The sequence below is a fragment of the Ruegeria sp. ANG-S4 genome (genome assembly GCF_000814005.1).
Lineage (GTDB): Bacteria > Pseudomonadota > Alphaproteobacteria > Rhodobacterales > Rhodobacteraceae > Ruegeria.
In genome coordinates, this window is sequence record NZ_JWLK01000005.1 from 814,687 (window position 1) to 840,107 (window position 25,421).

The following is a 25,421-nucleotide window of genomic DNA, read 5'->3' on the forward strand; positions in this document are numbered from 1 at the left end:
GTGACGCGCGGTTACGCGGGCGCCACAAAACTACTCCGGTCGGCAGCGGCCAGAGCATGAGCGCTATTGATAGCCTTCCCCCGCTGCGCGAGGTCATCGCGACACATCAGCTTTCCGCGCGCAAGTCGCTGGGACAGAATTTTTTGCTGGACTTGAACCTCACCGCAAAGATTGCGCGGCAGGCTGGCGACCTGAATGACTGCGACGTGCTGGAAATTGGACCGGGACCCGGGGGATTGACCCGGGGTTTGCTGGCGGAAGGGGCTCGCAAGGTTGTGGCGGTGGAAAAGGACACCCGCTGCATCGCTGCATTGAATGACATTGCCGCAGCTTATCCAGACCGACTTGAGGTCATCAACGGCGACGCGTTGGAAATCGATCCGTTGGTCCATCTGACGCCGCCAATCCGGATCGCCGCCAACCTTCCCTACAACGTGGGCACCGAGCTGCTGGTCCGCTGGTTGACCCCGCCGGAGTGGCCGCCATTTTGGCAAAGTCTAACCCTTATGTTCCAGCGCGAGGTCGCAGAGCGTATCGTCGCCCAGCCGGGCAGCAAGGCCTATGGGCGATTGGCCATACTCGCGCAATGGCGAAGCGATGCCCGCATCGCCATGTCGTTGCCGCCGGGTGCGTTTACCCCTCCGCCCAAAGTGTCCAGTGCGGTTGTTCATCTGACCGCCCTGCCCGAACCGCGCTATCCCGCGGAAGCAAGCACCCTGTCCCGCGTCGTGGCCGCGGCGTTCAATCAGCGCCGCAAGATGCTGCGCGCCTCGCTCAAAGGAGTGGCGCCTGATATCGAAGATCGATTGGTCGCAGCAGGGATCAAACCGACGGAACGCGCCGAGCAGGTCTCGCTCGAAGCGTTCTGCGCACTGGCTCGGCAAATCAAAACGGCATAACGCAAAAAGCCCCGGCTCGTGCCGGGGCCATCGCTGCTTGTTTTGTGCTGGCTGCTACTCAGCCGCCTCTGGCGTGTCACCATCATCAGCCGGCTGTTCCGCTGCGGCCTTTGGTTTTCGCGTGCGGGGGCGTCGCGCGGGTTTTTCCTTGCGCTCTTTCGCCTCGGTGGCGGCAGGATCCGCGGTCTGGCTTTCCGGTGTTTCAACCAGCCCGCTTTCGGGCTGGACCGGTGCCTGTGGGTCAAACCCCATCACATCAGGTTGCGGTGCATCCGCCGGGTCCGCTTGGCGGGCGGCTTCACGTTCCTGACGTTCGGCGCGCTCACGGTCGCGTTCCGCCTGGCGTTCACGGTTCTGCCGCTCCTGCTCTTCCCGGCGGGCTTCAATCTCGCGCTGCGCCTCGCTCAGAAGGCGAAGATAGTGCTCAGCATGTTGCTGAAAGTTTTCTGCGGCCACACGGTCATTGGACAGTTGGGCATCACGCGCCAGCTGATTGTATTTATCAATGATCTGCTGCGGGGTTCCGCGCACCTTGCCTTCCGGGCCCGAGCTGTCGAAAACGCGGTTTACGACGTTGCCGCCCGAAGGACGATTGCGGTTGTTCTTGGCCCGCGAACGGGATTTCGAGGATCTCATCTTACTTTACGTCAGCCTTGTCACTTCGCTGTCTGCCGAACCGTATCTCACGTCACTTTCAGGCATCTGCCATGACGTGTCGTCGACTTTTTGGGCTTGGCGTCAGGGGCACGCTGCATCAGCGTCGGCCTCTCCGACTACTCTGAGTAAACATGTCCTGAGCGTGCAGACAAGAGGTTTGTGAGACTTTTTGCAGGTTTTTTACTTCAACCGGCGTTTTTACGCCTCACCTTGTGCATTCAGCCGGGCAATCTGGCTCTGACAACCCGATCCCGACCATCCAGGTCCGGTATCACGCGGATATCGGACAGACCGGCCGCATCGAACAGAGCGGACACAGCCGCGCCCTGCGTTGGGCCGATTTCGACAAGTATACGTCCACCTTTCGTCAGAAAGTCCGGGGCCGACGCCGCGATATGACGATAGGCCGTCAGGCCGTCGCCTTCGTCCGTCAGCGCCAAACGTGGCTCGTGTTCGCTAACCTCGGGGGAAAGGTGCTGCATTTCCTCCAAAGAGATATAAGGCGGGTTTGCGACGATCAGATCGAATTCGCCCTCAACGGCGGCAAACCAATTGGACTGTCGGATCTCGGCGCGGTCCTGCACGTTGTGCTGAACGGCGTTCGCACTCGCTTGCAAGCAAGCGGCCTCACTCAGATCGACACCCAGGCCGACCGCGCTGCCGCGTTCAGCCAAAAGCGTGATCAGAATACACCCCGAGCCAACCCCCAAATCCAGCAAATGGTCAAATGGTTCACTCAGTGCAGCCTCGACCAACACTTCGGTCTCAGGCCGCGGGTCGAGCACATCGCTGCTGACCTTAAACCGACGGCCGTAAAACTCACGCTCGCCCAACAAATGCGACACCGGCACGCGGACAGCCCGAAGGGAAATCAGGGTGTCATATCGTTCCGCGATGTCGGGGGCCAGTTCTTCCGGTGCGATGAGCGTTACGCGGCTCGCCTCGATCCGCGCGGCATGGGCCAGCAAAAGCCGGGCATCCCGCGCCGGATCAGGTACGCCAGCGGCCCGCAAGCGGGCCGTCGCGGCCACCATTGCCTGCGCTGCGGTCAAAGCGCCAATCATAGCGCCATCTCGGCCAGCAAGCGCGCCTGATCGTCAGCGGTCAGCGCGTCGATAACTTCGTCCAGGTCGCCCTGCATCACCTGATCCAGTTTGTACAGGGTCAGGTTAATTCGGTGATCCGTCATGCGCCCCTGCGGGAAATTATAGGTTCTGATACGCTCGGACCGATCACCAGACCCAACTTGACTGGCGCGATCCGCAGATCGTTCGCTGTCGATCCGCTGGCGTTCCAGATCGTAGAGGCGGGTCTTCAAAACCTGCATTGCGATCTCGCGGTTGCGGTGCTGGGATTTCTCGGAACTGGTCACAACGATCCCACTTGGAAGGTGCGTGATCCGCACCGCCGAGTCCGTGGTGTTCACATGCTGCCCGCCTGCGCCCGAGCTGCGCATCGTGTCGATGCGAATGTCATTCGCGTCGATCTGGATGTCCACATCTTCGGCCTCGGGCAAGACCGCAACGGTCGCCGCCGAGGTATGAATGCGCCCGCCGCTTTCGGTTTCGGGGACGCGCTGAACGCGATGTACACCGGATTCGTACTTCATCCGGGCAAATACGTTGTCGCCCTTGATGTGGGCCACGACCTCTTTGATACCACCCAGATCGGATGCCTGTTCTTCGATGACCTCGAACTGCCAGCCCCGCCCTTCCGCATACCGCTGATACATGCGCAAAAGGTCGCCTGCAAAAAGTGCTGCCTCGTCCCCGCCGGTCCCCGGTCGGATTTCCAGCATGGCCGGGCGCGCGTCCGCCTTGTCGCGGGGCAGCAGCGACAGTTGCAAGGCATGCTCGGCTTCGGGGAGGCGGGCCTGAAGCTGCGGAATTTCTTCCTCGGCCAATTCCTTCATGTCCGGATCGGCCAACATGGCCTGCGCTTCGGCCAGATCGGCGACCAGTTGCCGCCAATCCGTTATCTGATCCACAACGGGTTTCAGATCGGAGTATTCCTTGGCAAGAGCCGCAATGTCCCCGCCCGAGGCGCCATCGGCCATGGCAGCTTCGAGGTATTGAAAACGTTGCGTGATCTGTTCAAGTCGTTCTTCGGGGATCATCCGGGCGGTGTCTATCATCCGGGGGCGTTGGTCAAGGGCCGAAGGCGTGCTAAGCTTTCACCTATGAAACAGATTGTGCTGGCTTTGACTCTTGTTGCGACCCCCGCCTTGTCCGATGTCATCGGCCCGGGCGGAAAGGTTCAGGACTGCTATTGTACCGACAAATCCGGGACACGCGTGGAACTCGGCGAAATGATCTGCCTGCAGGTCGACGGCCGCATGTTCATGGCGCAATGCCAGATGTCGCTGAACGTTCCCATGTGGCGTGAAGTTCAGGAAGGGTGTTTGTCGTCAGGGCTGCAGCAGAGCAAGCCACTGGGTGACGCGTTCCCGATTGACGCCGAAATCCTTCCGTCCAAATCGTAACCGCGCAAAGATACGCAGTGTGTCACCGTCCTGCTGGGCGGTTGTGTAATCGGGAAATCCAAAGACCCTGGTGCGTGTGATATAGGTAACCATCCCCTCAGCGACCGAGCCGGCCAGAACGCTGGTTCGCGGAGTTTCCTTTGCGATCCTGTCCAGCCGCATCAGCCCGTCCGGACCCGTTTCGACAATGCGCAACACACCGATGGGATCATCCCTGTCAGTTTCCCCGGCTGGGGTCTGATGCCAACGTGTCGGATCGGAAGGCGCCAATCGGATGTAGGCACCCATTGCAACGCCGACGGCAATCAAAAGCCATAGCAGCATTTTAAACAGCCTGTTTGATCTCATTTATCCCAGCTTAGCCAGTATGTGTGGAGGTCACACCCCTACCGTGACGTCACACCGGGTAGGATACACAGCAATTCGAACAGAATATTGGCCCCGGTCAGCGCCGTGTTGCCCGATGGATCATAAGGCGGAGAGACCTCGACCAGATCGCAGCCGACCACCTTGATACCTTGCAGAGCGTAGATCAGTTGCAACGCTTGCGGCGTCGTGAGGCCACCGATCTCGGGCGTGCCGGTTCCCGGCGCGTAAGCGGGATCCAAGCTGTCGATGTCATAGGTAACATAAACCGGGTGGTCACCGATGGTCTTGCGGATCTGCGACCCGATCTCGGTCAGGTTCTGCTGCCACAACTCCCACGCGGGAAACTGGCGAAAGCCCCAGCCCTGCGCCTCGGTAAAGTCGGTGGACGCGTAGCCGGAACCACGGATACCGATCTGAAAGGTCTTGTCCGGAACGATCAGCTTTTCTTCATAGGCGCGCCGGAATACGGTGCCGTGGGTTTCCCTTTCGCCGAACATCTCATCGTTCACATCCGCATGCGCGTCGACATGCACCAGTGCCACGGGTCCATGTTTTTCGGCCACGGCCCGCAAAATCGGCAGGGTAATCGAATGATCGCCGCCCATCGCCACGGGGATGACCGCCTGATCGAGGATGCCGTCATAGCTGTCTTTGATAATCTTCAGGCTGTCAGAAAGGGAAAACGTATTGATCGCCAGATCACCGATATCCGCAATGTGCAGACTGTCGAATGGCGCGGCCCTGTTGGCCATGTTGTAGGGCCGGATCATCGCACTTTCCGCGCGAATTTGTTTTGGTCCGAACCGAGTGCCCGATCGCCATGATGTGCCGATATCCATCGGTATTCCCAAAACAGCGACATCAAGACCCGCCAGCGAGGCCGCCTGCGGCAGACGCATGAACGTGTTTGGACCGGAAAACCGTGCCAGATCGTTGCCGCTGATCGGTTGATTGAATTCAGTCATTTATGATTGCGCTCCCATCCTGCCGGTTCACCTTAACAAGCCAATACCGGAGACTTGGCTAACCAATGGTTAAATTCCCCGTCACGTCAGCTTGTTCCAACCCAGCAGGCAAATGATTTGCGTTGCAACATGTGCGCCCGCAATCGCCGTCGCGCCCGACGTGTCAAATGGCGGGGACACTTCGACCACATCGCCGCCCTTGATATTGATCCCGGCAATGTCACGCAGGATGATCTGCGCCTGAATGGAGCTGAGCCCGCCCCAAACAGGCGTCCCTGTTCCCGGCGCAAACGCCGGATCCAACCCGTCAATATCAAAACTCAGATACACAGGGTTGTCCCCCAGAATTCCCTTGATCTTCTGCGCAACCGCTGCTGGGCCGGCCTCGTAAACCTCGCGTGCATCTATGATGTTGACGCCCAGTGTGTCCTCGTTTGTCGTGCGAATCCCCACCTGAACCGAACGTTCCGGGTCCACGATGCCCGACTTCACCGCCTTGTAGAACATCGTCCCGTGGTCCACGCGATCCAGATTGTCGTCGACCCAGGTGTCGGTATGTGCGTCGAACTGCAGCAAAGACATCGGTCCGTACTTTTCTGCGTAGGCGCGCAAAATTGGAAAACTGATATAGTGGTCCCCACCCAACGCAACCGAGGCAACATCTGCCGCCAGAATGGTCCGGATATGATCTGTAAGTGTGTTTGGAAACTCTGGAATGTTGGCGTAATCGAAAGCGACATCGCCATAATCGACTATGGCCAGTTCAGACAGGGCTTTGAACGGCCAACCGTATGGCTCGTCAGGCGATTGCAACGTGCTGGCCTCACGAATGGCGCGCGGGCCAAGGCGCGTGCCGGGTCGGTTCGTTACGGCCTGATCGAACGGTACGCCGGTGACCGCGATGTCCACGCCAGAGAGGTTCTTGGTGTAGAGACGCCGCAGAAAGGACACCGCGCCACCAAACGTGTTTTCATGCGAAACACCCTTGAGTTCAGGGTTGCTAAACGCCTCATCCACGAAATTCTTTGAGTCTTCCAGTGCCATCTTGGTCCCCAATCAGCCCAAAGGCTGCGCTTTTTCGACTAGTCGCGCGAAGAAAGACGCACCCACCGGCGCGATTTCGTCGTTAAAATTGTATTTCGGATGATGAAGACTGGGCCCGTCGCCTTGCCCAAGAAATAGGTAAGCACCGGGCCGGGACTGCAGCATGTAAGAAAAGTCTTCGGCCCCCATGTCGCGGCCCATGTCATCGACGACGCGCTCAGCGCCGGAAACCTCGCGGGCGACATCGGCCGCAAAAGCCGACTTGTCGGCGTCATTCACCGTCGCGGGGTAACCGATCTGATAATCGAGGCGCGCCTCTACCCCGTACGAAGCCGCCTGCCCCTGCACGATCTGCTCCATCCGTTCGATCACCATTTTCTGGACCGAAGGATCGAAGGTACGGACTGTCCCGTTCAGATACGCCGTGTCGGGAATCACGTTGTTGACGGTTCCTGCATGTATCTGCGTGACCGAAACCACCAGATCCTCGACCGCGTAGTGATTGCGGCTGACAATCGTCTGAATGGCTTGCGCTATGCCGCACGCGGCCATGACCGGGTCTTTTGTCTGATGCGGCAATGCCCCGTGACCGCCGACCCCCTGTATGTGAATGTCGAACGTGTCCACCGCAGCCATGATGGGACCCGCAGTCGTGTAGAATGACCCGACCGGATTGCCGGGATCGTTGTGCAGCCCAAAGACTTGCGTGATATCGAAGCGATCCATGATCCCCTCGTCGACCATCACTCCTGCGCCACCGCCTTCCTCTTCGGCGGGTTGAAAAATCAATGCGACCCGGCCCTTGAAATTGCGCGTTTCGGCCAGATACCGCGCAGCGCCCAGCAACATTGTTGTGTGACCGTCATGCCCACAGGCATGCATTTTGCCCGGGTTGTGCGAGGCATAGTCGAGCCCGGTATCTTCGGTAATCGGCAACGCATCCATATCAGCGCGCAGGCCGATGGTCGGGCCGTCCCCCCGCCCGTTGATGATTGCGACCATGCCGGTCTTGGCAATCCCTTCATGCAGCTCATCGACCCCGAACTCGCGCAGACGCTCGGCCACATAGGCGGCGGTTTCGTAGCATTCGAATTCCAACTCGGGAATCGTGTGTAAATGCTGACGCCAAGCGGTCATTTCTGAGGAAAACTCGGCAATTCTGTTGACGACGGGCATCTGGGGTGGACTCCTGATCCTGACTGCGGAATGGATGCATCTGACACCGGAACGAAAGGGTTCGCAATGGCTGAAAATCCTCTGATCCACGACAGCGATGCGGGTATCGAACGGCTTCTGGAAATCATGCGGCGTTTGCGCGACCCGCAAACCGGTTGCCCGTGGGATATCGAGCAGGATTTTTCGACCATCGCCCCCTATACGATCGAAGAAGCCTATGAGGTCGCCGACGCCATCGAACGCGAGGCTTATGATGAGTTGAAGGGAGAGCTGGGCGACCTGCTGTTCCAATCCGTCTTTCACGCGCAAATGGCTGAAGAGGCTGGGCATTTCACCTTTCAGGACGTTGTGCGCACGATGTCCGACAAGATGGTCGACCGCCATCCGCATGTCTTCGGAGATGAATCCCGGGACAAGTCCGCGGATCAGCAGACGCAGGACTGGGAGACGATCAAGGCCGCCGAACGCGCTGGCAAGGAACAGCAAGGGGCGCTTGATGGCGTTGCTGCAAACCTGCCTGCCCTGCTCCGCGCCCACAAGCTGCAGAAACGCGCCGCGCGCGTGGGCTTTGACTGGCCCGACGCCAGCCACGTGCTCGCCAAGATCACCGAAGAGGCCGCCGAACTGGAAGAGGCCCGTGACAGCATGGACGCCGACGCATTGGAAGACGAGTTCGGCGATCTTCTGTTCGTCATCGTCAATCTGGGCCGCCATCTGGGCATCGAACCCGAGGCCGCCTTGCGCCGCACAAACGCCAAGTTCACGCGCCGCTTCGAAAAGATCGAAGCCCGGCTGGCTGAACGCGGAAGAACGCCGTCGCAAAGTGATCTGGCCGAGATGGATGCGCTTTGGGATGAGGTCAAAACCGAAGAACATCGCGCAAACGGCAAACTCCCGCCTGCGGATGTCCCGGCTGAGGCGTAATTCGGGTAGACAAGTTCAGCGACAGTTGCGACTGTCCCACCTTCACGACCCCCGGAGAAGACCATGCCCCCCCGCAAAATCATCATCGACACCGATCCCGGTCAAGATGACGCCGTTGCCATCCTGCTGGCCTTTGCCAGCCCCGAAGAGATCGAAGTTCTGGGCATCACTGCCGTTGCGGGGAACGTGCCGCTTGAATTGACGGCGAAAAATGCGCGGATTGTGTGTGAACTGGCAAATCACACTCATATCCCGGTCTATGCGGGGTGTGATCGCCCCCTGAAACGGGATTTGGTGACAGCCGAGCACGTACACGGAAAAACCGGCCTGGACGGGCCGGTCTTGCCTGACCCGGAAATGACCCTTGCCGATGGACACGCTGTTGATTTCATCATCGACACGTTGCGCGCGCACGAGCCCGGGACGGTAACGCTTTGCCCGTTGGGGCCGTTGATGAACATCGCAACAGCTTTCCAAAAGGCGCCGGATATAGTCGACCGGGTGCAGGAAATCGTTTTGATGGGCGGTGCCTATTTCGAGGTTGGAAACATCACGCCGACCGCTGAGTTTAACATTTATGTTGACCCGGAAGCTGCTGATATTGTGTTTAAATCCGGCGCGCCCATTGTCGTCATGCCTTTGGATGTGACCCACGACGCGCTGGTCACACCCCATCGCAACGACGCGTTCCGGGCGCTCAACAGCAAAGTCGGTCATGCGGTTGCGGAAATGACCGACTTTTTCGAACGTTTTGACAAAGAGAAATACGGCTCTGAGGGCGCACCGCTGCATGATCCCTGTGTGACAGCCTACCTTATACGACCTGACCTGTTTTCAGGTCGCCACGTCAACGTCCAAATCGAAACGCAATCGGAATTGACGATGGGCATGACGGTCGCGGACTGGTGGCGCGTCACGGATCGCCCGCCAAATGCAATGTTCATGAACGACGTTGACGCCGATGGGTTCTTTGACCTGCTCACCGAACGTTTGGCCCGGCTATGAGCCTCGTGGAACGACCGCCTGCTCGACTTTCCGATACGGCCAGAGCCAAATTTGAGCGCTGGATTTCCCGCGGTCTGCCCCGTCGTCAATGTCTTCGACTTGATAACCCGATGATCGGGCAACATCAGTTTCAGGTGCGTCGCTGTAGACTGGGGGCAAGCGAGATTTCGCGACTTCTGGGTTGCCGCAACGCTCGTCTTTGTGACGCTATCCGCGCAGGCTGGATTGCCGGACCTGAGTCAAAAATAATGGAAAGAACCGTATGACCGCCGCACTCCGCCTTGCGCGCCCCGATGATCTGGACCGACTGATGAATTTGGTCGCGGCCTTTCATGACGAATCCGGCATTGAACAAGACCAGGAGAGCCGACGCGCAGCTTTGTCGCCCCTTTTGGAAGGGATTCCCCACGGCTGCATCTACCTGATTGGTCCAGGCCGCGCGCCGTTGGGTTACATCATCCTGACATTCGGCTGGTCGGTGGAATTTGGCGGCATGGACGCTTTTGTCGATGAAATCTACATCCGACCCGCCGTTCGCGGACGCGGAATCGCCACCGAAGTTCTGCATGATCTGCCAAAGGCTCTTGCGGATGCCGGATTGATGGCGCTGCACCTTGAGGTCGACCGCACCAACGAGGCCGCGCACAAGTTGTACATTCGGTCAGGCTTCAAGCCGCGCGACCGCTACATGCTGATGAGCAAAAAGCTTTAGCGAGACTCGCCGCGGAAAATCAGACCGGGGTTGTACATTTCCTGCACCGGGTCGTTCTGTGACACTTCCATCCCGGTAATCGGATAAGTTCCCGGGCCCGAGCAGGCGGCCAGAAAACCAACGGAAACAACTGAAACTACGAGAAGGAATTTTGAGGCGGACATCGCGTTCTCCTTTCTGCAATGCAGTCAGGCTAACGTCCACGTAAAGGTCTATATATGAACAAGTTCACACATAAGCATGCTTTGTGTGATGTTTTTCACCAATTCAGATAAAAAGACGGAATTGTCTACGTTAAAGACAATTCTGTTTCATGCCCCGTTCCATTCTGCTGAACTGTTTTTTGACCCTTTTGGGATTCGGCAAAGCGTTTAACTGATCCGTTACGTTCTCTCCGGTGTACCAGGATTTGAACAGAAGTTCCTTGATATCGTCATCCAGAATCTGATCGGCCACCTGATAGGTGCACAGACATTCCTCCATGGTGATTTGGCCACTGGGATCGGTATCAACCATCACCTGGCATGTGGCCTGCGGCGTGGGCGCGGCTAATGCAATCTGGGGCAGCAACAAGACGGCCGCGCAGCCAAAAAAGTGTTTAATCGTCATTGGAACATCCTCGTTAAGCAATCATACCACGTGCTTGCGCCAGAGTTCCGTCCACCTCCGGGCATTGCCAACCGAGCTTACCCCATTCGCGGGTTCGCGCCCAATAGTCTTGTTTACCGCGGGGCTCGAAACCTTTGACATTGAACAAAGCAATTGGCGTGTTGCACAAAAAAACCGGCCCCCTGAAGCAGAAGCCGGTTCCAAATTCTCGCTACGTTAGGCTCAGCGTTTGAGGATCGAGGCGCCTGCGTATTCGGCGACTTCGCCCAGAGACTCTTCGATACGGATAAGCTGGTTGTATTTGGCCAGCCGGTCAGATCTTGCCAACGACCCGGTCTTGATCTGACCGCAGTTTGTCGCGACAGCCAAATCGGCAATGGTGGCATCCTCGGTCTCTCCCGAGCGGTGCGACATCACGTTGGTGTACCCTGCCCGGTGGGCCATATCGACAGCACGCAGCGTTTCCGTCAACGACCCGATCTGGTTGACCTTGACCAGCATTGAGTTCGCGCAACCGTTTGCGATCCCCTGTGCCAAACGCTCTGGGTTGGTGACAAACAGATCATCGCCAACCAGCTGCACTTTGTCGCCGATGGCATCGGTCAAGGCGCGCCAGCCGTCCCAGTCGTCCTCGGACATCCCGTCCTCGATCGAGATGATCGGATAGTCGTTGACCAGAGTAGCAAGATATTCAGCGTTTTCTTCTGAATTCAGCGAGATATTTTCACCCGCCAGCACGTATTTGCCATCGCGGAAGTATTCGGTGGCTGCGCAATCAAGGGCAAGATGGACTTCTTCGCCCGGTTTATAGCCCGCTTTTTCCACAGCCTTCAGAATGAAGTCCAAAGCCTCGCGCGTGCTGGCGATGTTGGGCGCAAAACCGCCCTCATCACCGACACCCGTGGCCAGTCCGGCGGCCGACAGTTCGCGTTTCAGTGTATGGAAAACCTCCGACCCCATGCGCACCGCTTCACGGATGTTCGCGGCCGAGGTCGGCATGATCATGAATTCCTGAATATCGATCGGGTTGTCCGCGTGTTCACCCCCGTTAATGATATTCATCATCGGCACCGGCAAAACCCGGGCCGACGTGCCGCCCACATAGCGATAAAGCGGCTGTGTCGTGAAATCCGCCGCTGCTTTCGCGGTTGCCAGCGAAACGCCCAGGATGGCGTTTGCACCCAGTCGGCCTTTGTTTTCGGTCCCGTCAAGCTCGATCATTGCCTCGTCGATGGCGACCTGTTCCGTGGCGTCGAACCCAACCAGTTCTTCGGCAATCTCACCATTGACGGCAGCGACAGCTTCGAGCACGCCCTTGCCCATATAGCGGCTTTTGTCACCGTCTCGCTTTTCGACCGCTTCGTACGCGCCTGTCGAGGCCCCCGACGGGACAGCCGCACGACCCATTGTGCCGTCTTCCAGGATCACGTCCACTTCGACCGTCGGGTTGCCCCGGCTGTCAAGAATTTCGCGTGCGTGAATGTCGATGATCGTGCTCATGAGGCCGGTCCCTGTGGCTGCGTTCCGTTGCATGCCTCATAGCATCACATTGCAAAAAGTAAACCGCTCGTGTTATCGCTAACAGGCGGATTGACGGGCCCAATGCAACGTTCGACAGATGTTTGCGCAAAACTGCGACGATCCGTCAGACTGTAACCGCCGTCTCTCGTGCAAGCCTGCGCTCACGCAGAAATGTGTACATACCCGAACTGATGATCAACGCCGCACCGGCCAATGTCATAAGATCCGGTCGCTCGCCGAACATCAGCATCCCGGCGGCAATGGAAAACACCAACCGAGTGTATCGGAACGGCGTCAGGGCCGAGGCTTCGCCAATCCGCATAGCCGTCACAATCCCATAGTAGCCGAGAACACCAAACCCGATGGCTCCGATAAAGGGGCCGATCTGCGCGGATTGCAGCGGCACGATGGGTTGGGCGAACATCACCATGAGAACCACGCCGGCCAGAGTCACCGCGATATACGCCTGAAAGGCAACAACGGACGAGGCAATGCGTACGTCCAGCCGCCGCGTGATCAGATCCCGCGCGGCGATGGCAAAGACCGAGACGACGACAAACAGCGACTCGGGTTGGAACCCCTCCAGCCCCGGACGAATGATCATCAGAACGCCAACAAATCCGACGCCAATAGCGCTCCACCTGCGCCAACCGACATGCTCACCCAGAAACAGGGCCGCCCCCATCGTCACCGCAAGCGGCATGGCCTGAAACACTGCGGCGACCGTCGACAACTCGACCAGCGACAAGGCGGTAACGAATGTAATCGCACCAAAGGCTTCGGTCGCGGCGCGTGCTATCGGCAGCGGCTTCCATGCCAACGGATCAAACACGGATTTGCGCGTGGCAATGGCCATGATCAGAAAAATCAGGCCGCAAACCAAACCCAAAGCGACCAAAATCTGCCCGGTCGGCACCGTGACAGACAAATGCTTGATGAACATATCTTCCAGCGCGAAAGCCGCCATCGAGCCGACAATCAGCAATATGCCGTTAACGTTGTTCATCCGAGTGTCCGTCAATGCAGGCGCCGGTCACGCCTATTTCAAGCACCTGAACCGTAACTTAAGCGACAGCGCAAGCTGTATTGCGACAGGACGCATGAATTGGCGTGCGATACCAAATCGCGGTTTGTGATGGATCAGTCCTGCTTTAGCGGCACACCATACAGCTCCAGCCGGTGGCCCTTCAGCTTGTACCCCAGCTTCGCCGCGATCTTTTCCTGAAGCGCTTCGATCTCGGGATCGACAAATTCGATCACTTCACCAGACTGCACATCAATAAGATGGTCGTGATGATCGCGCTCGGCATCCTCGTACCGGGCTCTGCCGTCGCCAAACTCGTGCCGCTCGAGAATCCCGGCCTCTTCGAACAGTTTTACCGTCCGGTAAACAGTGGCAATTGAAATCCCCGAATCCTCGGCTGAGGCGCGCGCATAAAGCTCTTCAACATCCGGGTGGTCCTCGCTTTGTTGCAACACATGCGCAATGGTGCGGCGTTGGCCTGTCATACGCAGGCCCTTGGCTTCGCACCTGGCGATGATCGTATCGGACATTGTGACCCCCCGGCGATTGTTCGGGCTTCTGTCTTAATAGGTCTGGGTCGGTTTCGCCACAGCCGATTTATGGGCGCAGTATGCGACACTAGGCAGCGCGCTGCAGATCCGCCCAAATCGGTAGGTGGTCCGACGCGATATGCGCAGGCCGAACGTCGTGGACCCCGTGCCCACTGGCTTTCAGGCCCTGCCCCAAGGCAATCCGATCCAATGCGCCCAGCGGTTGCGCAGCCGGAAAGCTGGGCACAGGTGGCAGGAACCGCATATCAGGCGCCAGATGATCCAGCACCGGCTGACGCGACCATTCGTTGAAATCCCCTGCCCAAACGGTCGGCATCTGTTCAAGATCGGAGTCGCATCTGCGGATATGCGTTATCTGTTGTCTGCGGGAAGCCGGCAAAAGCCCAAGATGCATGCCCATGACACGCAACGGACCTATTTGAGTGTCGAATTCCGCGCGTACGGCACCGCGGGGTTCGAAACCCGGCAGATCGTGATGCCCGGTTTTCCGAACGTTGATCCTGTCCCCCCGCCAGATCACGGCGTTGCCGTGCCATCCCAGGCTGCCTGCGCCCCCCAAATCGACGACCTGCCATCCGGCCTCATCCAACATGAAATGCGGCAGCGCGGCCGGACGCGGCGGCAACCGTTTGTCCGCCTCTTGCAACACCACGATATCGGCACGCAGACCTGCCAACACCTGCATGATGCGCTGCGGCTGGCGGCGGAAATCCAACCCGACGCATTTCTGGATGTTGTAACTGGCGATGCGAAGGGTCGGCGTGGAATTCATGGCAACCGGGCAAATGTTCAAAGCCCAACAGTGCCATGCCCAGATTTTGGCGCAACCAGATTCTCAATCGGGATTGGCGATTTGATCCAATTGCGAAGATCAGACGGGTTTCTGAACACGAATTAACCTTAAAGTGCCTCAGGAAAACGTAAATTGCGTGTACAGAGCAAACAGTGCCGTTAAAGTGCTCTTAAACAGGACCTGAGGATCATTCGTGGATACCACATTCGCTACCCTGGTGATTGCTGACATTTCGGGGAGCACACCGCTTTACAAAGCGGTGGGCGATGGTGAAGCCCAGCGATTGATCCAAATGGAACTGGACCGGCTGCGCCGTGTCCTGCGGGAACATGGGGGCACGCAGGTGGGACAGAAAGGCGATGATGTTCTGAGCTACTTTCTCGATCCCAACGCAGCCCTGAATGCCGCGTTGAACCTGATCGAAGGGTCATCGGAAACCTCGCTGTCGGTACATGTGGGCGTGCATTGTGGGCCCATCGTGATCGCCGAAAAGGGCGTTTATGGTGAAGCCGTCAACGTCACCGCACGCCTTGCCACGGCTGCCAACCCCGGTGAAGCCTGCGTGAGCGACGGGGTCGCAGAGATGCTGCAGATCGAATTGCGCCGGATGCTGAAACCGTTGGGGCGGCTCAACCTCAAGGGACTGACCGAGCAATTCATGGCGCATTCGCTTATCAGCCCCGCAATGGACCCTTTCACCCAGACGCGGCTGCCCTTGTCCTATGGCCGAAACGAAGATCATTGGAAAAGTGCTGAAAGGCTGACACTTGTCCTCAGCCACGAGGAACGATCCTGGCGATGCCACGACAATGGTGAGCTAAAGATTGGCCGGTCGCCGGACTGTGATGTGGTGCTGACCCAACCCTGGGTCTCGCGCCTTCATGCCGTTCTCAGCATGAAGGATGGCAAGTTGATCCTGTCGGATCGCAGCACGTCCGGTACGTATGTGAAATCCGAGGCGGGCCGCGAAATCCAGTTGAAACGCGAATCCGTTATGCTGGCGGACAGCGGGCTCATCTCACCAACGCTGCCGATCGAGCATTCCGAAGCGTGCCTGCAGTTTGAAATTCTGGGCCGTCGTCAGGTGCCGCAAAACGTCGCCTGAACAACCTCGTCGTCCGCTGGCGGACGCTTCAGATCCTCGGCGTCAGCCTGATCATCGTATGGGCGTTCAAGAACAGCATTCAAACGGTTGAAAGGGGTGTAGTCCCCCGCCACTGCGGCCTGAATCATCTGCTCAACCCGATGGTTTCGCGGTATGAACGCGGGGTTCACAGACAGCGTGACGTCGATCGGAGCCTTTTCGCGTTCCAACCGCGCGCGCCATCCGTCTGACCATGTGTCATACGCTTCGGGATCGAGGAACTGATCGCGGGCCTTGTCAGAGCCCAATGCCCGGAATGTGTTTGTGAAATCTGCCCGGTTTTGCGCCATACGTGTCAAAAGGTCCGAAATCAGCGACAGATCGTCATCCTCTGCCGTCACGAGGCCGATTTTGGCCCGGAACCTGTCCAACCAGTGCTGTTGCATCAGGTCCGGCATTTCGTGGACGATTTCGGTCGCCTCTTCCACGGCACGGTCTTTGTCGTCCATTTGCTGGATCAGGGCTGTTGCCAGTTGCGCGATATTCCAAACGGCAATTTCAGGCTGGTTCGAATAGGCATAGCGCCCCATCCGGTCAATCGAACTGTAGACCGTGTTGGGGTGGTAGGCGTCCATGAACGCGCAAGGACCATAATCAATGGTTTCACCGGCAATTGAACAATTGTCGGTATTCATGACCCCGTGGATGAATCCAACGCTCATCCATTGAGGGATCAAGCGGGCCTGGGCATCGCGAACAGATCGCAGCAGCCCCATTGGGCCGCGGGCATCCGGATAGTGACGCGCTAGGGCATAGTCCGTCAGCGTCCTGAGACCATCCAATTGCCCGCGGGCGGCAAAGATCTGAAACGTGCCCACACGCAGATGGCTTTGCGCAACGCGGGTCAACACAGCGCCGGGCATCGGCCCTTCACGAAGAACGATTTCCCCGGTTTCCACAGCCGCAAGGGCGCGCGTCGTGGGAATGCCAAGACCATGCATGGCCTCGGACACAACATATTCCCGCAACACCGGCCCCAGCCACGCGCGTCCATCGCCCTGACGGGAAAACGGTGTCGGGCCTGACCCCTTCAACTGGATGTCGCGCCGAACACCGTCGGTGCCCACCGTCTCTCCCAGCAACACCGCGCGGCCATCGCCCAGTTGAGGATTGTAGTGCCCAAACTGATGACCGGAATAAAGCTGCGCCAAAGGCTCCGCCCCTTCGGGCAGAGCATTGCCCGCAAAGGCTTCGGCCATCTCAGTCACGTCCCCCGGTGTCACGCGCAAGATACGGGCCAGGTCAGCGTTGAAAGCGACCAGACGGGGCGCACGAACTGGAACCGGAGCCTGCCGCGCGTAAAACACGTTGGGAAGGCGGGCATAAGTGTTGTCAAAAGGGATCGTCAGGGTCATGCGGCAAACATATGGCCTGTTCTCACGATTGCCATAGCGGATTGGCGCCCGCCGTGCATAATCCCATCAAGACAGAAGGACAGGCCATGACACCACAACAAATCATCGAGCATCTGGCATTGCAAAAACACCCCGAAGGCGGTTGGTTTCGTGAAACATGGCGTGCCGATAATCCCGGGCGTGCCACAGGCACCTGCATTTACTTTCTGCTGCAGGCGAACGAACGCAGCCATTGGCACAAGGTCGACGCCACCGAGATCTGGCTGTACAACGCCGGCGCGCCTTTGGTTCTGTCGCTCGCCGAAACCGAGGCGGGCCCGGCTGAGGATCACCTGCTGACGCCCGACCTGACCAAAGGTTTTCCTCAGCTCATCGTTCCCAAAGGGCATTGGCAGGCGGCCCGCAGTACCGGTGATTTCACCTTGGTGAGTTGTACGGTTTCGCCGGGGTTCGAATTCGACGGGTTCGTATTGGCCAAACCCGGATTTGATATTCCGAGAAAGTGACCGCTATGGATCACCGCGCCCTCATCGCTTCAATCCCGCCCGAAACCAAAGACAGGCTTCAAAGGCGGTCGGATCGTGCGGGCTTGATACATCTTGCGATCTACTTCGGCGCGCTGGCGGCATGTAGCGCCGGAATCGTCGTGAAGATTCCGTTTTGGCCCTTGTTGATGCTGCCGCAGGGCGTTTTGCTGGTGTTCCTGTTCACGCTCAGCCACGAATGCACGCACAAGACACCGTTCAAATCCGCCTGGATCAACGAAGTTGTCGGGCACCTCGTTTCGGTACCGATCTGCCTGCCATTCACTTGGTTTCGATATTTCCACCTCGCGCATCACAAGTGGACCAACCACCCGACAAAAGACCCCGAACTTGACGGCAAACCGCGCCCCGACAATTGGATCAGTCTGGCTGTTTACCTGAGCGGTTGGCCTTATTGGGCGGGTATGGTGCACGTTCTGTTCAGCAATGCACGTGGACAAATAAACGCCAAGTATCTGCCGATCCGACAACACCGTTCGATTAGGGTAGAGGCCATAGTGCTTTTGGCAGTCTATTTGTTTGCCGCCACTAGTCTGTTGTTTACGCCCGTGTTGTTCTGGGTCTGGATGTTGCCCGTGATCATCGGACAACCGTTCCTTCGCATTTATTTGTTGGCGGAACACGGGTTGTGCCCGCCCGTCGCGAACATGCTCGAGAATTCGCGCACCACTTTTACCAATCGGCTGATACGGTTTCTGGCCTGGAACATGCCCTATCACGCGGAACATCACGCGTTTCCGAACGTGCCGTTTCATCAATTGCCCGCATTTCACGAATGGACCTGTACACATCTGAAGTCCACGTCAGCGGGTTACGCCGAATTCACGGCAGACTACGCGCGCGCTCTGGAGCGCTGACGATACCCCCGCCGACCAGCGCTCTGACCCCCGTCGTTCCGGGGCAGGTCGTCGGCAGACCGCGGGCGACGCGCACGGCGAGGTAGGCAAAGGCCTGCGCTTCCAGCATGTCGCCATCCAGCCCGACCGCTTCGACCGGTTCCACAGGGCAATCAAGAGCAACACGCAGCATTTCCATCAGAACAGGGTTCTTCCGGCCGCCACCGGTGACCAGCACACGGCTGGGCGGTTTTGGACAATGCTCCATCCCTTGGGTGACACCGGCTGCACACATGGCCGTCAGTGTTGCGACGGCATCCGAGTCGTTCAGCTCTTTCACCAACCCTACCATCTCGGCAAAGTCGTTCCTGTCCAGCGATTTGGGCGGCATCTTGGAAAAGAACGGCTCGGCCAAAAACAGCTCGAGCGCGCCTGTTTCTACGGTCCCGCCCCGGGCGACTGCGCCATCGCGGTCCATTGCCTGCCCCAGCCTTGCTTGCATCAGATCATCGACGGGTGCATTCGCTGGCCCGGTGTCAAAGGCCAAAAGTGCGCCGGGGTCCTCGGGCCGCTCAAAAGCCGGGTCGACATAGGTCAGGTTCCCCACCCCACCGAGGTTCAGAAAGCACAGCGGCTTTTCAGCCCCGATCCACTTTGCGCAGGCAAAGTGAAAGAACGGGGCCAGCGGAGCCCCCTCGCCCCCCAACGCCACATCGTCGCTGCGGAAATCCCAGACCACCGGCAGACCCAATGCCTGAGACAACCAAACTCCGTCGCCAACCTGCAAAGTTCCGCGTCCGCGCGGTTCATGGGCCAGGGTCTGACCATGAAAGCCGATCAGGTCAACGTCTTCGAACTCTGAAAGCGCTTCGGCATGCGCGCGCGTCACCAAGTCAGCGGCGTTATCGACGTCCGGGCCATGCCAAAGCCCCAACGCCGCGCGCAAAGCGGAACGCTCTTCATCGTCATAGGCACGATAGCTGCTTTGGCCGAAGCCAATAATAGAGTGCCCGTCGGTTTCGACCACGGCAGCGTCCACACCATCCAAGGACGTACCCGACATGGCCCCCAACGACCTGACCGCACCTGATTTGCTGATCGCCCTGCCCACGTTGCCCTCTTCAGCCATTGTACACCCTTGAATTCGGGCTCTGGGCACAACCTGCACGGTAATGTATCGCCAATACAAGACACATCATGCGCGAGCGGTGTCTTTATTGGAAATCGTGCCTTTTCCTTGTCTCTGGCGCCGCCTATACAGTGCCCCGCAACATGAAACCAAAGGGCACGATATGACCTACCACCCCAAATCGGATTTCATCGCCACGATGATCGAGCGCGGCTTTCTCGCCGACTGCACCGATTATCAGGGCCTTGACGACGCGCTGATCTCTGGGGTGCAGACGGCTTATATCGGCTATGACGCCACCGCGCAGTCGCTGCATGTGGGTCACCTGATGAACATCATGGTGCTGCGCTGGCTGCAAAAGACCGGCCACAAGCCGATCACGCTGATGGGTGGCGGCACCACCAAGGTGGGCGACCCCTCGTTCCGCTCGGACGAGCGCCCTCTGCTGGGCCCCGAACAGATCGACGCCAATATCGCGGGCATGAAACAGGTGTTTTCGAAATACCTGTCCTATGACGACAGCGACACCGGCGCGCTGATGCTGAACAATGCGGAATGGCTGGACAGCCTGAACTACCTCGATTTCCTGCGCGACATCGGGCGGCATTTCTCGGTCAGCCGGATGCTGTCGTTTGAATCCGTCAAGTCCCGGCTGGACCGCGAGCAATCGCTGAGCTTCCTCGAATTCAACTACATGATCCTGCAGGCCTATGACTTCCTCGAACTGAACCGCCGTTACAATTGCGTCCTGCAGATGGGCGGCAGCGATCAGTGGGGCAATATCGTCAACGGCATCGACCTGACCCGCCGCGTGTTGGATCACGAGATTTACGGCCTGACCACCCCCCTGCTGACCACCAGCGATGGCCGCAAGATGGGCAAATCGCAGGGCGGCGCGGTCTGGTTGAACGGCGACATGCTCAGCCCTTATGAGTTCTGGCAGTTCTGGCGCAACACCACCGACGCGGATGTGGGCCGCTTCCTGAAAATCTTCACCGAACTTCCGGTGGGTGAATGCGACCGCCTGGGCGCATTGGAAGGGTCCGAGATCAACGAGGCCAAGATCCGCCTCGCCAACGCGGTCACAACCCTGCTGCACGGCGCTGATGCGGCCGCAACCGCCGAAGCCACCGCCCGCGATGTGTTTGAAAAAGGCGGCGTAGGGGGTGATCTGCCGACGCTGACGCTCAGCGCCGAGGAACTGGGCGACGGCATGTCCATCGTGCAACTGATCGTCAAATCCGGCCTCGCCAAATCCGGCAAAGAGGCCAAGCGCCTGATCGCCGAAAACGGTGCCAAGCTGGACGATTCACCGCTGACCGATGCCGGGCTGATGATCGACGCGGGCGCGCTGTCCTCACCGATCAAGCTGAGCGCGGGCAAAAAGCGCCACGCGCTTGTGCAATTGGCGTGAACCAAACCGGCTCAGGCGTGAATTGCGGCGCCTGAGCCGAACATTGTTGATAGCTTCGCTCTCGAACATCTGCGACGGCGCCGTTACGCGTTTGGCTGTTTACTCTTTGGACCGGCAATTGCCAGAGCTCTTACAATCATAAAATTGTTAACGCCGCAGATAAGGCAAAGCGACCGGCATCCACTGCCAGTCGCCTGATGATAACGAAAACAACGTGCCCTTTGGGCGCGTTTTCAACTTAGGTGGTACGCTTATCGCTTTCCTTTTCCGCCGCCTTTACCGCCTTTGTCACCCCCGTGGCCGCCCTTGCCACCACCTTTACCGCCGCCTTTTCCATCGCCGCCTTTGCCACCACCTTTGCCGTCGCCGCCTTTGCCGCCACCTTTTCCGTCGCCGCCTTTGCCGCCGCCTTTGCCAGGTCCGTCACCACCACCGTTTCCGGGATCGCCGCCTCCGTTTCCGGGATCGCCGCCACCGTCACCGGGGTTGTCACCGCCCGAACCACCGCCGCCGGATCCGCTGTTGCCGCCGCCAGAGTTATCGTTGCCGCCACCGGCCTCGCCACCTGCGCTACCGCTTGATCCGCCTGCACTGGGGCCGTCGGAATCCCGGTTCTCACCACCGTTTCCTGCGCTCGCCAGCGTCGCGGTCGGCAGGTCAGTCAGCAGACTGGCCAACCCTGGGCATTGCTCTCCGGTCACGCGCAGCGTGGTTTCGAAATCTGACCGGCTTTGCAGGCGATCCAAAAAGCTGGGCGTGACCTGCACACAGTCACACAAAGCCGCGTAATCTCCGGCGTTTGCAAGATCTCGCGCTGTCTTCCAGTTGCAGGTTTCGGCCGCTGCAGCTGCGCTGCCGCTCATCAACACACCGACAACCGGAACCGCGATGAAAGCGCCAAGCGCCTGCTTAGAACTCTTTAACATATCAGTACCTCCTAAGTGGTAATCACCCAACCACAATCGGTTGTTCGGTCTCGAGGTGGCGACTCAGAGTGAAGCAAAGATTAAGGTTTTCTGAGGTTTCGTTGAGGAAACCTTGCATCCAATTCAGTGGACATGCCACGTGGGATGCGTTTATTGAACAAATGTTCATATCTCAATGAGGAGGCCGCAATGCGTATGTCCAATTCAGCCGCCATCATAACCGGTGGCGCGTCGGGTCTTGGAGAAGCAACCGCCCGTCACTTCGCCGAAGAGGGCGCGCAGGTCACGATACTGGACCGGGACGCCGAACGCGGCTCAGCTGTCGCTGCGGAAATCGGCGGCCATTTTGCGGAAACGGACGTAACCGACGCAGACTCCGCCGCGGCCGCCGTCGCATCAGCAATGGAGTGTATGGGCAAAATCAGCGTCGCCGTGAACTGTGCGGGGATCGCCTACGGTATCAAGACCGTTGGGAAAGACGGACCGCACCCTTTGGACGCGTTTCAACGGACCATCGACATAAACTTGATCGGTACATTCAATATTTGCCGCCTGGCTGCTGCGGAAATGGCGAAAAACGACCCGGATTCGGAAAACGCACGCGGCGTCATCATCAATACGGCGTCAATTGCGGCCTTTGATGGACAAAAAGGCCAGACAGCCTATGCAGCTTCCAAGGGGGGCGTTGTCGGAATGACTCTGCCGATGGCGCGTGACCTGGCGTCGACCGGAATTCGGGTCATGACCATTGCGCCGGGCATATTCATGACGCCGATGCTTGCCGGTCTGCCCGACGAGGTGCAAAAGCAACTGGCCGCAGATGTTCCCAACCCGCCCCGTCTGGGCGATCCGCATGAATACGCCCGGCTGGCCAGCTTCATAGTCGAAATGGGCTATCTGAACGGCGAGGTCATTCGGATCGACGGCGCACTTCGGATGCGATAGAGCATTCGTATGACCGAACGCGAAAAAATGGAAGCCGGGCAATGGTATTGCTGCGTCGACGACGAGCTAGAAGGCCTGCGCGCCAACGCCCGCCGCGCGGTGCATGCCCATAACTCGTGCCACCCAGATCAACGCAGCGGCATGGAGTCGTCGTTGCGCGATCTAATGGGAAATCCCGGTTCCGATTGTTACCTCGAAGCCCCGTTTCATTGCGCCTATGGCATCAATATCCATTTGGGCAGTCGTGTGTATTTCAACACCGGTTGCGTCATATTGGATACCGCGCGGGTTCAAATTGGGAACGACACGATGTTCGGCCCGCAGGCGCAAATCTACTGCGCTCAACACGCCAAAGATCCCATTGATCGCGCAAAAGGACTGGAAATCGCCCTGCCCGTAACCATCGGGGACAACGTCTGGATCGGAGGCAGCGCAATTATTCTGCCGGGCGTAACCATTGGCGATCACGCAATCGTCGGAGCCGGTGCCGTCGTCACCAAAAACGTTTCCTCCGGCGCAACCGTGGTGGGCAATCCGGCGCGGCCTGTCGGCACCTAGGCCCCTTCGGACTTTTCCGCGAGCAACAGCCATTCTTCCTCGGCAGCAGACAGCTTCTCTTGCCGTTCAACCAAAGCCTCTGTCGCTTTCTGAAATTTCACCGGTTCACGCGTGAACAGGTCAGGGTCAGACATGAGCTCTTCCAACTTGCCGATTTCCGCCTCAAGGCGCGAGATTTCATCCGGCAGCTTTTCAAGACGGTGCTTTTCCGAGAACGACAAGCCTATCTTCGGCTTCGCTTCTTGCTTTACCTTCGGCCTTGATGACTTTGTTTTAACTTCATCTTTTTCCTGCGGATCACTGCGCTGCGCGACATAATCCGACCAACCGCCCGCATAGACGGTCGCCCGGCCATTACCCTCCATCGCAATGGTGGTTGTCGCAACCCGGTCCAGAAAATCCCGATCGTGGCTGACCAACAATACGGTACCGTCAAAGTCATCCAGAAGCTCCTGCAACAGATCCAGCGTTTCGACATCCAGATCGTTGGTCGGCTCGTCCAGCACAAGCAGGTTTGAGGGTTTGGCCATCAGCTTTGCCAAAAGCAAACGCGCCTTTTCACCGCCAGACAGGGATTTGACAGCGGCCCGCGCCTGCTGGTCGTCGAACAGGAACTCCTTCAGGTAACCCACCACATGTTTCGGCTGCCCCCGCACCATGACCTGATCGGCCTTGCCTGAAACCCGCATTTCGGGATCGCCTGTCAAACTGTCCCACAAGGACATTTCCGGGTCCAATTGGGCGCGTGACTGATCGAAAACCGCGACCTCGAGATTGGTGCCCAAGGTTACCGTACCTGCGTCAGGCGCTTCCTGACCCAGCACCATGTTCAAAAGCGTTGTTTTGCCCACGCCATTCGGACCGACAAAAGCCACGCGATCGCCACGCTGAACCAGCAGGTCAAAGCTCCGGACAATCTGCGTGTCCCCGAAACGTTTCGACAACCCGCTGGCTTCGATCACCTTGCGGCCCGATTTCGGGCCGGACTCCAACGACATCGCCGCCGTTCCCTGCCGTTTGATCTGGCTGGCGCGTTCCGCGCGCAGCGCCTGCAAGGCCCTGACACGCCCCTGATTACGTTTGCGGCGTGCGCTGATGCCTTCCACGGCCCATCGCGCTTCGGACTTGATCAGCCGGTTCAGTTTGTGACGCTGCTGGTCTTCTTCTTCCCAGACCTTGTCCCGCCAGGTTTCAAAGCCTTCAAAGCCTTGCTCCTGCCGCCGCACAACTCCGCGGTCGATCCAGAGCGTTGCCCGTGTCAACGCGCGCAGAAATGCGCGGTCATGCGAAATCAGCACAAACCCGGCGCGTGCAGCACCCAGTTCGCGCTCCAGCCAGGCAATTGCTTCGATATCCAAATGGTTTGTCGGCTCATCCAACAGCATCAGATCGGGCGCTTCGGCCATAAGCTTGGCCAACGCGGCCCTGCGACGCTCTCCGCCCGAGGCGGTTTCAACCGCCCGGGACGGGTCGAATTTCAGCCCTTCGCTGGCGCGTTCGACCTTGTAAAGCTCCCCGGCCTCCAGCCCGCTGGACGCATAGTCGCCCAGCGTTGCGAAGCCCTCCATGCTGGGGTCCTGCTCCATGTAGCCGACAGATTTGCCCGGCGGCACAACGATGTCGCCGCTATCCGCCTCGATCATGCCCGCCATCACCTTCATCAGCGTGGACTTGCCGGACCCGTTTCGCCCAACCAGCGCCACGCGATCGCCGGGCTGAACCACCAGATCCAGATCGGAAAACACCGGATCACCCCCGAACGTCAGGGAAATGCCGGACATCTGCAACAAAGGAACTCTCGCCATGCCCGCCAGCTAAACCGGCTGAGTGAACGCGTC

Annotated in this window: 28 protein-coding genes; 11 read left to right on the top strand and 17 right to left on the bottom strand. The window is 58.6% G+C overall.

Going from position 1 to position 25,421, the window contains the following annotated elements; translation table 11 throughout:
* Window positions 1–56 precede the first annotated feature (56 nt).
* The gene (rsmA, locus tag RA28_RS16945) at window positions 57–899 is read left to right on the top strand and encodes a 16S rRNA (adenine(1518)-N(6)/adenine(1519)-N(6))-dimethyltransferase RsmA (RefSeq protein WP_039531171.1); all 843 of its coding nucleotides are present in this window, start codon (window positions 57–59) and stop codon (window positions 897–899) included.
* Window positions 900–953: 54 nt separating this feature from the next.
* Here the strand turns inward: rsmA and RA28_RS16950 are convergent, their stop codons facing one another.
* From RA28_RS16950 to prfA, 3 genes are all read right to left on the bottom strand, one after another.
* Window positions 954–1,535: a DUF4167 domain-containing protein gene (locus RA28_RS16950; RefSeq protein ID WP_039531174.1), complete on the bottom strand. Its 582-nt coding sequence runs from the start codon at window positions 1,533–1,535 to the stop codon at window positions 954–956.
* A gap of 239 nt (window positions 1,536–1,774) precedes the next feature.
* Window positions 1,775–2,620 (bottom strand): peptide chain release factor N(5)-glutamine methyltransferase, encoded by an 846-nt coding sequence (prmC, locus tag RA28_RS16955; RefSeq protein WP_039531177.1) that lies wholly within the window; start codon window positions 2,618–2,620, stop codon window positions 1,775–1,777.
* Window positions 2,617–3,672, bottom strand: a complete 1,056-nt coding sequence (gene prfA / locus RA28_RS16960; protein WP_039531794.1) for a peptide chain release factor 1 — start codon at window positions 3,670–3,672, stop codon at window positions 2,617–2,619. Before prfA ends, prmC begins: the two co-directional genes overlap by 4 nt.
* Before the next feature lie 63 nt (window positions 3,673–3,735).
* On the opposite strand from prfA, the gene RA28_RS16965 reads away from it, so the two are divergent.
* Window positions 3,736–4,038 (top strand): hypothetical protein, encoded by a 303-nt coding sequence (locus tag RA28_RS16965; protein WP_039531180.1) that lies wholly within the window; start codon window positions 3,736–3,738, stop codon window positions 4,036–4,038.
* On the opposite strand, the gene RA28_RS16970 is transcribed toward RA28_RS16965, so the two are convergent.
* The 4 genes from RA28_RS16970 to RA28_RS16985 all read right to left on the bottom strand — a co-directional run bounded on the left by RA28_RS16970 (window position 3,964) and on the right by RA28_RS16985 (window position 7,592).
* On the bottom strand, window positions 3,964–4,362 hold the full coding sequence (locus RA28_RS16970; protein WP_241481153.1) for a DUF1499 domain-containing protein: 399 nt from the start codon (window positions 4,360–4,362) through the stop codon (window positions 3,964–3,966). The two genes, RA28_RS16965 and RA28_RS16970, sit on opposite strands and share 75 nt — an antisense overlap.
* 62 nt (window positions 4,363–4,424) lie before the next feature.
* The gene (gene speB, locus RA28_RS16975; protein WP_039531186.1) at window positions 4,425–5,372 is read right to left on the bottom strand and encodes an agmatinase; all 948 of its coding nucleotides are present in this window, start codon (window positions 5,370–5,372) and stop codon (window positions 4,425–4,427) included.
* Window positions 5,373–5,453: 81 nt separating this feature from the next.
* Window positions 5,454–6,416, bottom strand: coding sequence for an agmatinase (gene speB / locus RA28_RS16980; protein WP_039531189.1), 963 nt, complete (start codon window positions 6,414–6,416; stop codon window positions 5,454–5,456).
* 12 nt (window positions 6,417–6,428) lie between these two features.
* Complete coding sequence (locus RA28_RS16985) at window positions 6,429–7,592, bottom strand: M20 aminoacylase family protein (RefSeq protein ID WP_039531192.1); 1,164 nt, start codon at window positions 7,590–7,592, stop codon at window positions 6,429–6,431.
* Between the two features lie 66 nt (window positions 7,593–7,658).
* Here RA28_RS16985 and mazG point away from each other — a divergent pair, with 66 nt between their 5' ends.
* The 3 genes from mazG to RA28_RS17000 all read left to right on the top strand — a co-directional run bounded on the left by mazG (window position 7,659) and on the right by RA28_RS17000 (window position 10,233).
* Window positions 7,659–8,516 carry a nucleoside triphosphate pyrophosphohydrolase gene (gene mazG / locus RA28_RS16990; RefSeq protein WP_039531796.1) on the top strand — a complete coding sequence of 286 codons (858 nt, stop codon included), beginning with the start codon at window positions 7,659–7,661 and terminating at the stop codon, window positions 8,514–8,516.
* A 63-nt stretch (window positions 8,517–8,579) separates the two neighbouring features.
* Window positions 8,580–9,521: a nucleoside hydrolase gene (locus RA28_RS16995; RefSeq protein WP_039531195.1), complete on the top strand. Its 942-nt coding sequence runs from the start codon at window positions 8,580–8,582 to the stop codon at window positions 9,519–9,521.
* A 262-nt stretch (window positions 9,522–9,783) separates the two neighbouring features.
* Window positions 9,784–10,233, top strand: a complete 450-nt coding sequence (locus RA28_RS17000) for a GNAT family N-acetyltransferase (protein ID WP_039531196.1) — start codon at window positions 9,784–9,786, stop codon at window positions 10,231–10,233.
* Here RA28_RS17000 and RA28_RS22860 read toward each other — a convergent pair.
* The 6 genes from RA28_RS22860 to RA28_RS17025 all read right to left on the bottom strand — a co-directional run bounded on the left by RA28_RS22860 (window position 10,230) and on the right by RA28_RS17025 (window position 14,710).
* Window positions 10,230–10,397, bottom strand: coding sequence for a hypothetical protein (locus RA28_RS22860; protein ID WP_193747417.1), 168 nt, complete (start codon window positions 10,395–10,397; stop codon window positions 10,230–10,232). The two genes, RA28_RS17000 and RA28_RS22860, sit on opposite strands and share 4 nt — an antisense overlap.
* 130 nt (window positions 10,398–10,527) lie before the next feature.
* Window positions 10,528–10,842 carry a hypothetical protein gene (locus RA28_RS17005; RefSeq protein WP_039531199.1) on the bottom strand — a complete coding sequence of 105 codons (315 nt, stop codon included), beginning with the start codon at window positions 10,840–10,842 and terminating at the stop codon, window positions 10,528–10,530.
* Window positions 10,843–11,064: 222 nt separating this feature from the next.
* On the bottom strand, window positions 11,065–12,342 hold the full coding sequence (gene eno / locus RA28_RS17010; RefSeq protein WP_039531798.1) for a phosphopyruvate hydratase: 1,278 nt from the start codon (window positions 12,340–12,342) through the stop codon (window positions 11,065–11,067).
* A gap of 145 nt (window positions 12,343–12,487) precedes the next feature.
* Window positions 12,488–13,369 (bottom strand): DMT family transporter, encoded by an 882-nt coding sequence (locus tag RA28_RS17015; RefSeq protein WP_039531203.1) that lies wholly within the window; start codon window positions 13,367–13,369, stop codon window positions 12,488–12,490.
* A gap of 134 nt (window positions 13,370–13,503) precedes the next feature.
* Complete coding sequence (locus tag RA28_RS17020) at window positions 13,504–13,917, bottom strand: Fur family transcriptional regulator (RefSeq protein ID WP_039531205.1); 414 nt, start codon at window positions 13,915–13,917, stop codon at window positions 13,504–13,506.
* 88 nt (window positions 13,918–14,005) lie between these two features.
* On the bottom strand, window positions 14,006–14,710 hold the full coding sequence (locus RA28_RS17025; RefSeq protein ID WP_039531207.1) for an endonuclease/exonuclease/phosphatase family protein: 705 nt from the start codon (window positions 14,708–14,710) through the stop codon (window positions 14,006–14,008).
* A gap of 214 nt (window positions 14,711–14,924) precedes the next feature.
* On the opposite strand from RA28_RS17025, the gene RA28_RS17030 reads away from it, so the two are divergent.
* On the top strand, window positions 14,925–15,836 hold the full coding sequence (locus RA28_RS17030; protein ID WP_039531209.1) for an FHA domain-containing protein: 912 nt from the start codon (window positions 14,925–14,927) through the stop codon (window positions 15,834–15,836).
* Here the strand turns inward: RA28_RS17030 and RA28_RS17035 are convergent.
* Entirely contained in the window at window positions 15,812–17,230 is a 1,419-nt protein-coding gene (locus tag RA28_RS17035; RefSeq protein ID WP_039531212.1) for a protein adenylyltransferase SelO, read from the bottom strand. The genes RA28_RS17030 and RA28_RS17035 overlap by 25 nt on opposite strands.
* Before the next feature lie 86 nt (window positions 17,231–17,316).
* Between RA28_RS17035 and RA28_RS17040 the strand changes: the two genes are divergently transcribed.
* On the top strand, window positions 17,317–17,736 hold the full coding sequence (locus tag RA28_RS17040; RefSeq protein WP_039531800.1) for a cupin domain-containing protein: 420 nt from the start codon (window positions 17,317–17,319) through the stop codon (window positions 17,734–17,736).
* A gap of 5 nt (window positions 17,737–17,741) precedes the next feature.
* Entirely contained in the window at window positions 17,742–18,632 is an 891-nt protein-coding gene (locus RA28_RS17045; protein WP_039531215.1) for a fatty acid desaturase, read from the top strand.
* On the opposite strand, the gene RA28_RS17050 is transcribed toward RA28_RS17045, so the two are convergent.
* The gene (locus RA28_RS17050) at window positions 18,598–19,740 is read right to left on the bottom strand and encodes an anhydro-N-acetylmuramic acid kinase (protein ID WP_039531217.1); all 1,143 of its coding nucleotides are present in this window, start codon (window positions 19,738–19,740) and stop codon (window positions 18,598–18,600) included. The two genes, RA28_RS17045 and RA28_RS17050, sit on opposite strands and share 35 nt — an antisense overlap.
* A 163-nt stretch (window positions 19,741–19,903) precedes the next feature.
* Here RA28_RS17050 and tyrS point away from each other — a divergent pair, with 163 nt between their 5' ends.
* Window positions 19,904–21,154, top strand: coding sequence for a tyrosine--tRNA ligase (gene tyrS, locus RA28_RS17055; protein ID WP_039531802.1), 1,251 nt, complete (start codon window positions 19,904–19,906; stop codon window positions 21,152–21,154).
* A 251-nt stretch (window positions 21,155–21,405) separates the two neighbouring features.
* On the opposite strand, the gene RA28_RS22865 is transcribed toward tyrS, so the two are convergent.
* Entirely contained in the window at window positions 21,406–22,080 is a 675-nt protein-coding gene (locus tag RA28_RS22865; RefSeq protein WP_052261488.1) for a hypothetical protein, read from the bottom strand.
* Window positions 22,081–22,269: 189 nt separating this feature from the next.
* Here RA28_RS22865 and RA28_RS17065 point away from each other — a divergent pair, with 189 nt between their 5' ends.
* Window positions 22,270–23,025, top strand: coding sequence for an SDR family NAD(P)-dependent oxidoreductase (locus tag RA28_RS17065; RefSeq protein ID WP_039531220.1), 756 nt, complete (start codon window positions 22,270–22,272; stop codon window positions 23,023–23,025).
* A gap of 9 nt (window positions 23,026–23,034) precedes the next feature.
* Window positions 23,035–23,583: a sugar O-acetyltransferase gene (locus RA28_RS17070; RefSeq protein WP_039531223.1), complete on the top strand. Its 549-nt coding sequence runs from the start codon at window positions 23,035–23,037 to the stop codon at window positions 23,581–23,583.
* On the opposite strand, the gene RA28_RS17075 is transcribed toward RA28_RS17070, so the two are convergent.
* The gene (locus tag RA28_RS17075; protein ID WP_039531224.1) at window positions 23,580–25,388 is read right to left on the bottom strand and encodes an ABC-F family ATP-binding cassette domain-containing protein; all 1,809 of its coding nucleotides are present in this window, start codon (window positions 25,386–25,388) and stop codon (window positions 23,580–23,582) included. The genes RA28_RS17070 and RA28_RS17075 overlap by 4 nt on opposite strands.
* Between the last annotated feature and the right edge of the window lie 33 nt (window positions 25,389–25,421).

Coding starts and splice junctions, on each gene's coding strand:
- rsmA (WP_039531171.1), top strand. CDS start 57: ATGAGCGCTATTGATAGCCTTCCCCCGCTGCGCGAGGTCATCGCGACA.
- RA28_RS16950 (WP_039531174.1), bottom strand. CDS start 1,535: ATGAGATCCTCGAAATCCCGTTCGCGGGCCAAGAACAACCGCAATCGT.
- prmC (WP_039531177.1), bottom strand. CDS start 2,620: ATGATTGGCGCTTTGACCGCAGCGCAGGCAATGGTGGCCGCGACGGCC.
- prfA (WP_039531794.1), bottom strand. CDS start 3,672: ATGATCCCCGAAGAACGACTTGAACAGATCACGCAACGTTTTCAATAC.
- RA28_RS16965 (WP_039531180.1), top strand. CDS start 3,736: ATGAAACAGATTGTGCTGGCTTTGACTCTTGTTGCGACCCCCGCCTTG.
- RA28_RS16970 (WP_241481153.1), bottom strand. CDS start 4,362: ATGCTGCTATGGCTTTTGATTGCCGTCGGCGTTGCAATGGGTGCCTAC.
- speB (WP_039531186.1), bottom strand. CDS start 5,372: ATGACTGAATTCAATCAACCGATCAGCGGCAACGATCTGGCACGGTTT.
- speB (WP_039531189.1), bottom strand. CDS start 6,416: ATGGCACTGGAAGACTCAAAGAATTTCGTGGATGAGGCGTTTAGCAAC.
- RA28_RS16985 (WP_039531192.1), bottom strand. CDS start 7,592: ATGCCCGTCGTCAACAGAATTGCCGAGTTTTCCTCAGAAATGACCGCT.
- mazG (WP_039531796.1), top strand. CDS start 7,659: ATGGCTGAAAATCCTCTGATCCACGACAGCGATGCGGGTATCGAACGG.
- RA28_RS16995 (WP_039531195.1), top strand. CDS start 8,580: ATGCCCCCCCGCAAAATCATCATCGACACCGATCCCGGTCAAGATGAC.
- RA28_RS17000 (WP_039531196.1), top strand. CDS start 9,784: ATGACCGCCGCACTCCGCCTTGCGCGCCCCGATGATCTGGACCGACTG.
- RA28_RS22860 (WP_193747417.1), bottom strand. CDS start 10,397: ATGTCCGCCTCAAAATTCCTTCTCGTAGTTTCAGTTGTTTCCGTTGGT.
- RA28_RS17005 (WP_039531199.1), bottom strand. CDS start 10,842: ATGACGATTAAACACTTTTTTGGCTGCGCGGCCGTCTTGTTGCTGCCC.
- eno (WP_039531798.1), bottom strand. CDS start 12,342: ATGAGCACGATCATCGACATTCACGCACGCGAAATTCTTGACAGCCGG.
- RA28_RS17015 (WP_039531203.1), bottom strand. CDS start 13,369: ATGAACAACGTTAACGGCATATTGCTGATTGTCGGCTCGATGGCGGCT.
- RA28_RS17020 (WP_039531205.1), bottom strand. CDS start 13,917: ATGTCCGATACGATCATCGCCAGGTGCGAAGCCAAGGGCCTGCGTATG.
- RA28_RS17025 (WP_039531207.1), bottom strand. CDS start 14,710: ATGAATTCCACGCCGACCCTTCGCATCGCCAGTTACAACATCCAGAAA.
- RA28_RS17035 (WP_039531212.1), bottom strand. CDS start 17,230: ATGACCCTGACGATCCCTTTTGACAACACTTATGCCCGCCTTCCCAAC.
- RA28_RS17040 (WP_039531800.1), top strand. CDS start 17,317: ATGACACCACAACAAATCATCGAGCATCTGGCATTGCAAAAACACCCC.
- RA28_RS17045 (WP_039531215.1), top strand. CDS start 17,742: ATGGATCACCGCGCCCTCATCGCTTCAATCCCGCCCGAAACCAAAGAC.
- RA28_RS17050 (WP_039531217.1), bottom strand. CDS start 19,740: ATGGCTGAAGAGGGCAACGTGGGCAGGGCGATCAGCAAATCAGGTGCG.
- tyrS (WP_039531802.1), top strand. CDS start 19,904: ATGACCTACCACCCCAAATCGGATTTCATCGCCACGATGATCGAGCGC.
- RA28_RS22865 (WP_052261488.1), bottom strand. CDS start 22,080: ATGTTAAAGAGTTCTAAGCAGGCGCTTGGCGCTTTCATCGCGGTTCCG.
- RA28_RS17065 (WP_039531220.1), top strand. CDS start 22,270: ATGCGTATGTCCAATTCAGCCGCCATCATAACCGGTGGCGCGTCGGGT.
- RA28_RS17070 (WP_039531223.1), top strand. CDS start 23,035: ATGACCGAACGCGAAAAAATGGAAGCCGGGCAATGGTATTGCTGCGTC.
- RA28_RS17075 (WP_039531224.1), bottom strand. CDS start 25,388: ATGGCGAGAGTTCCTTTGTTGCAGATGTCCGGCATTTCCCTGACGTTC.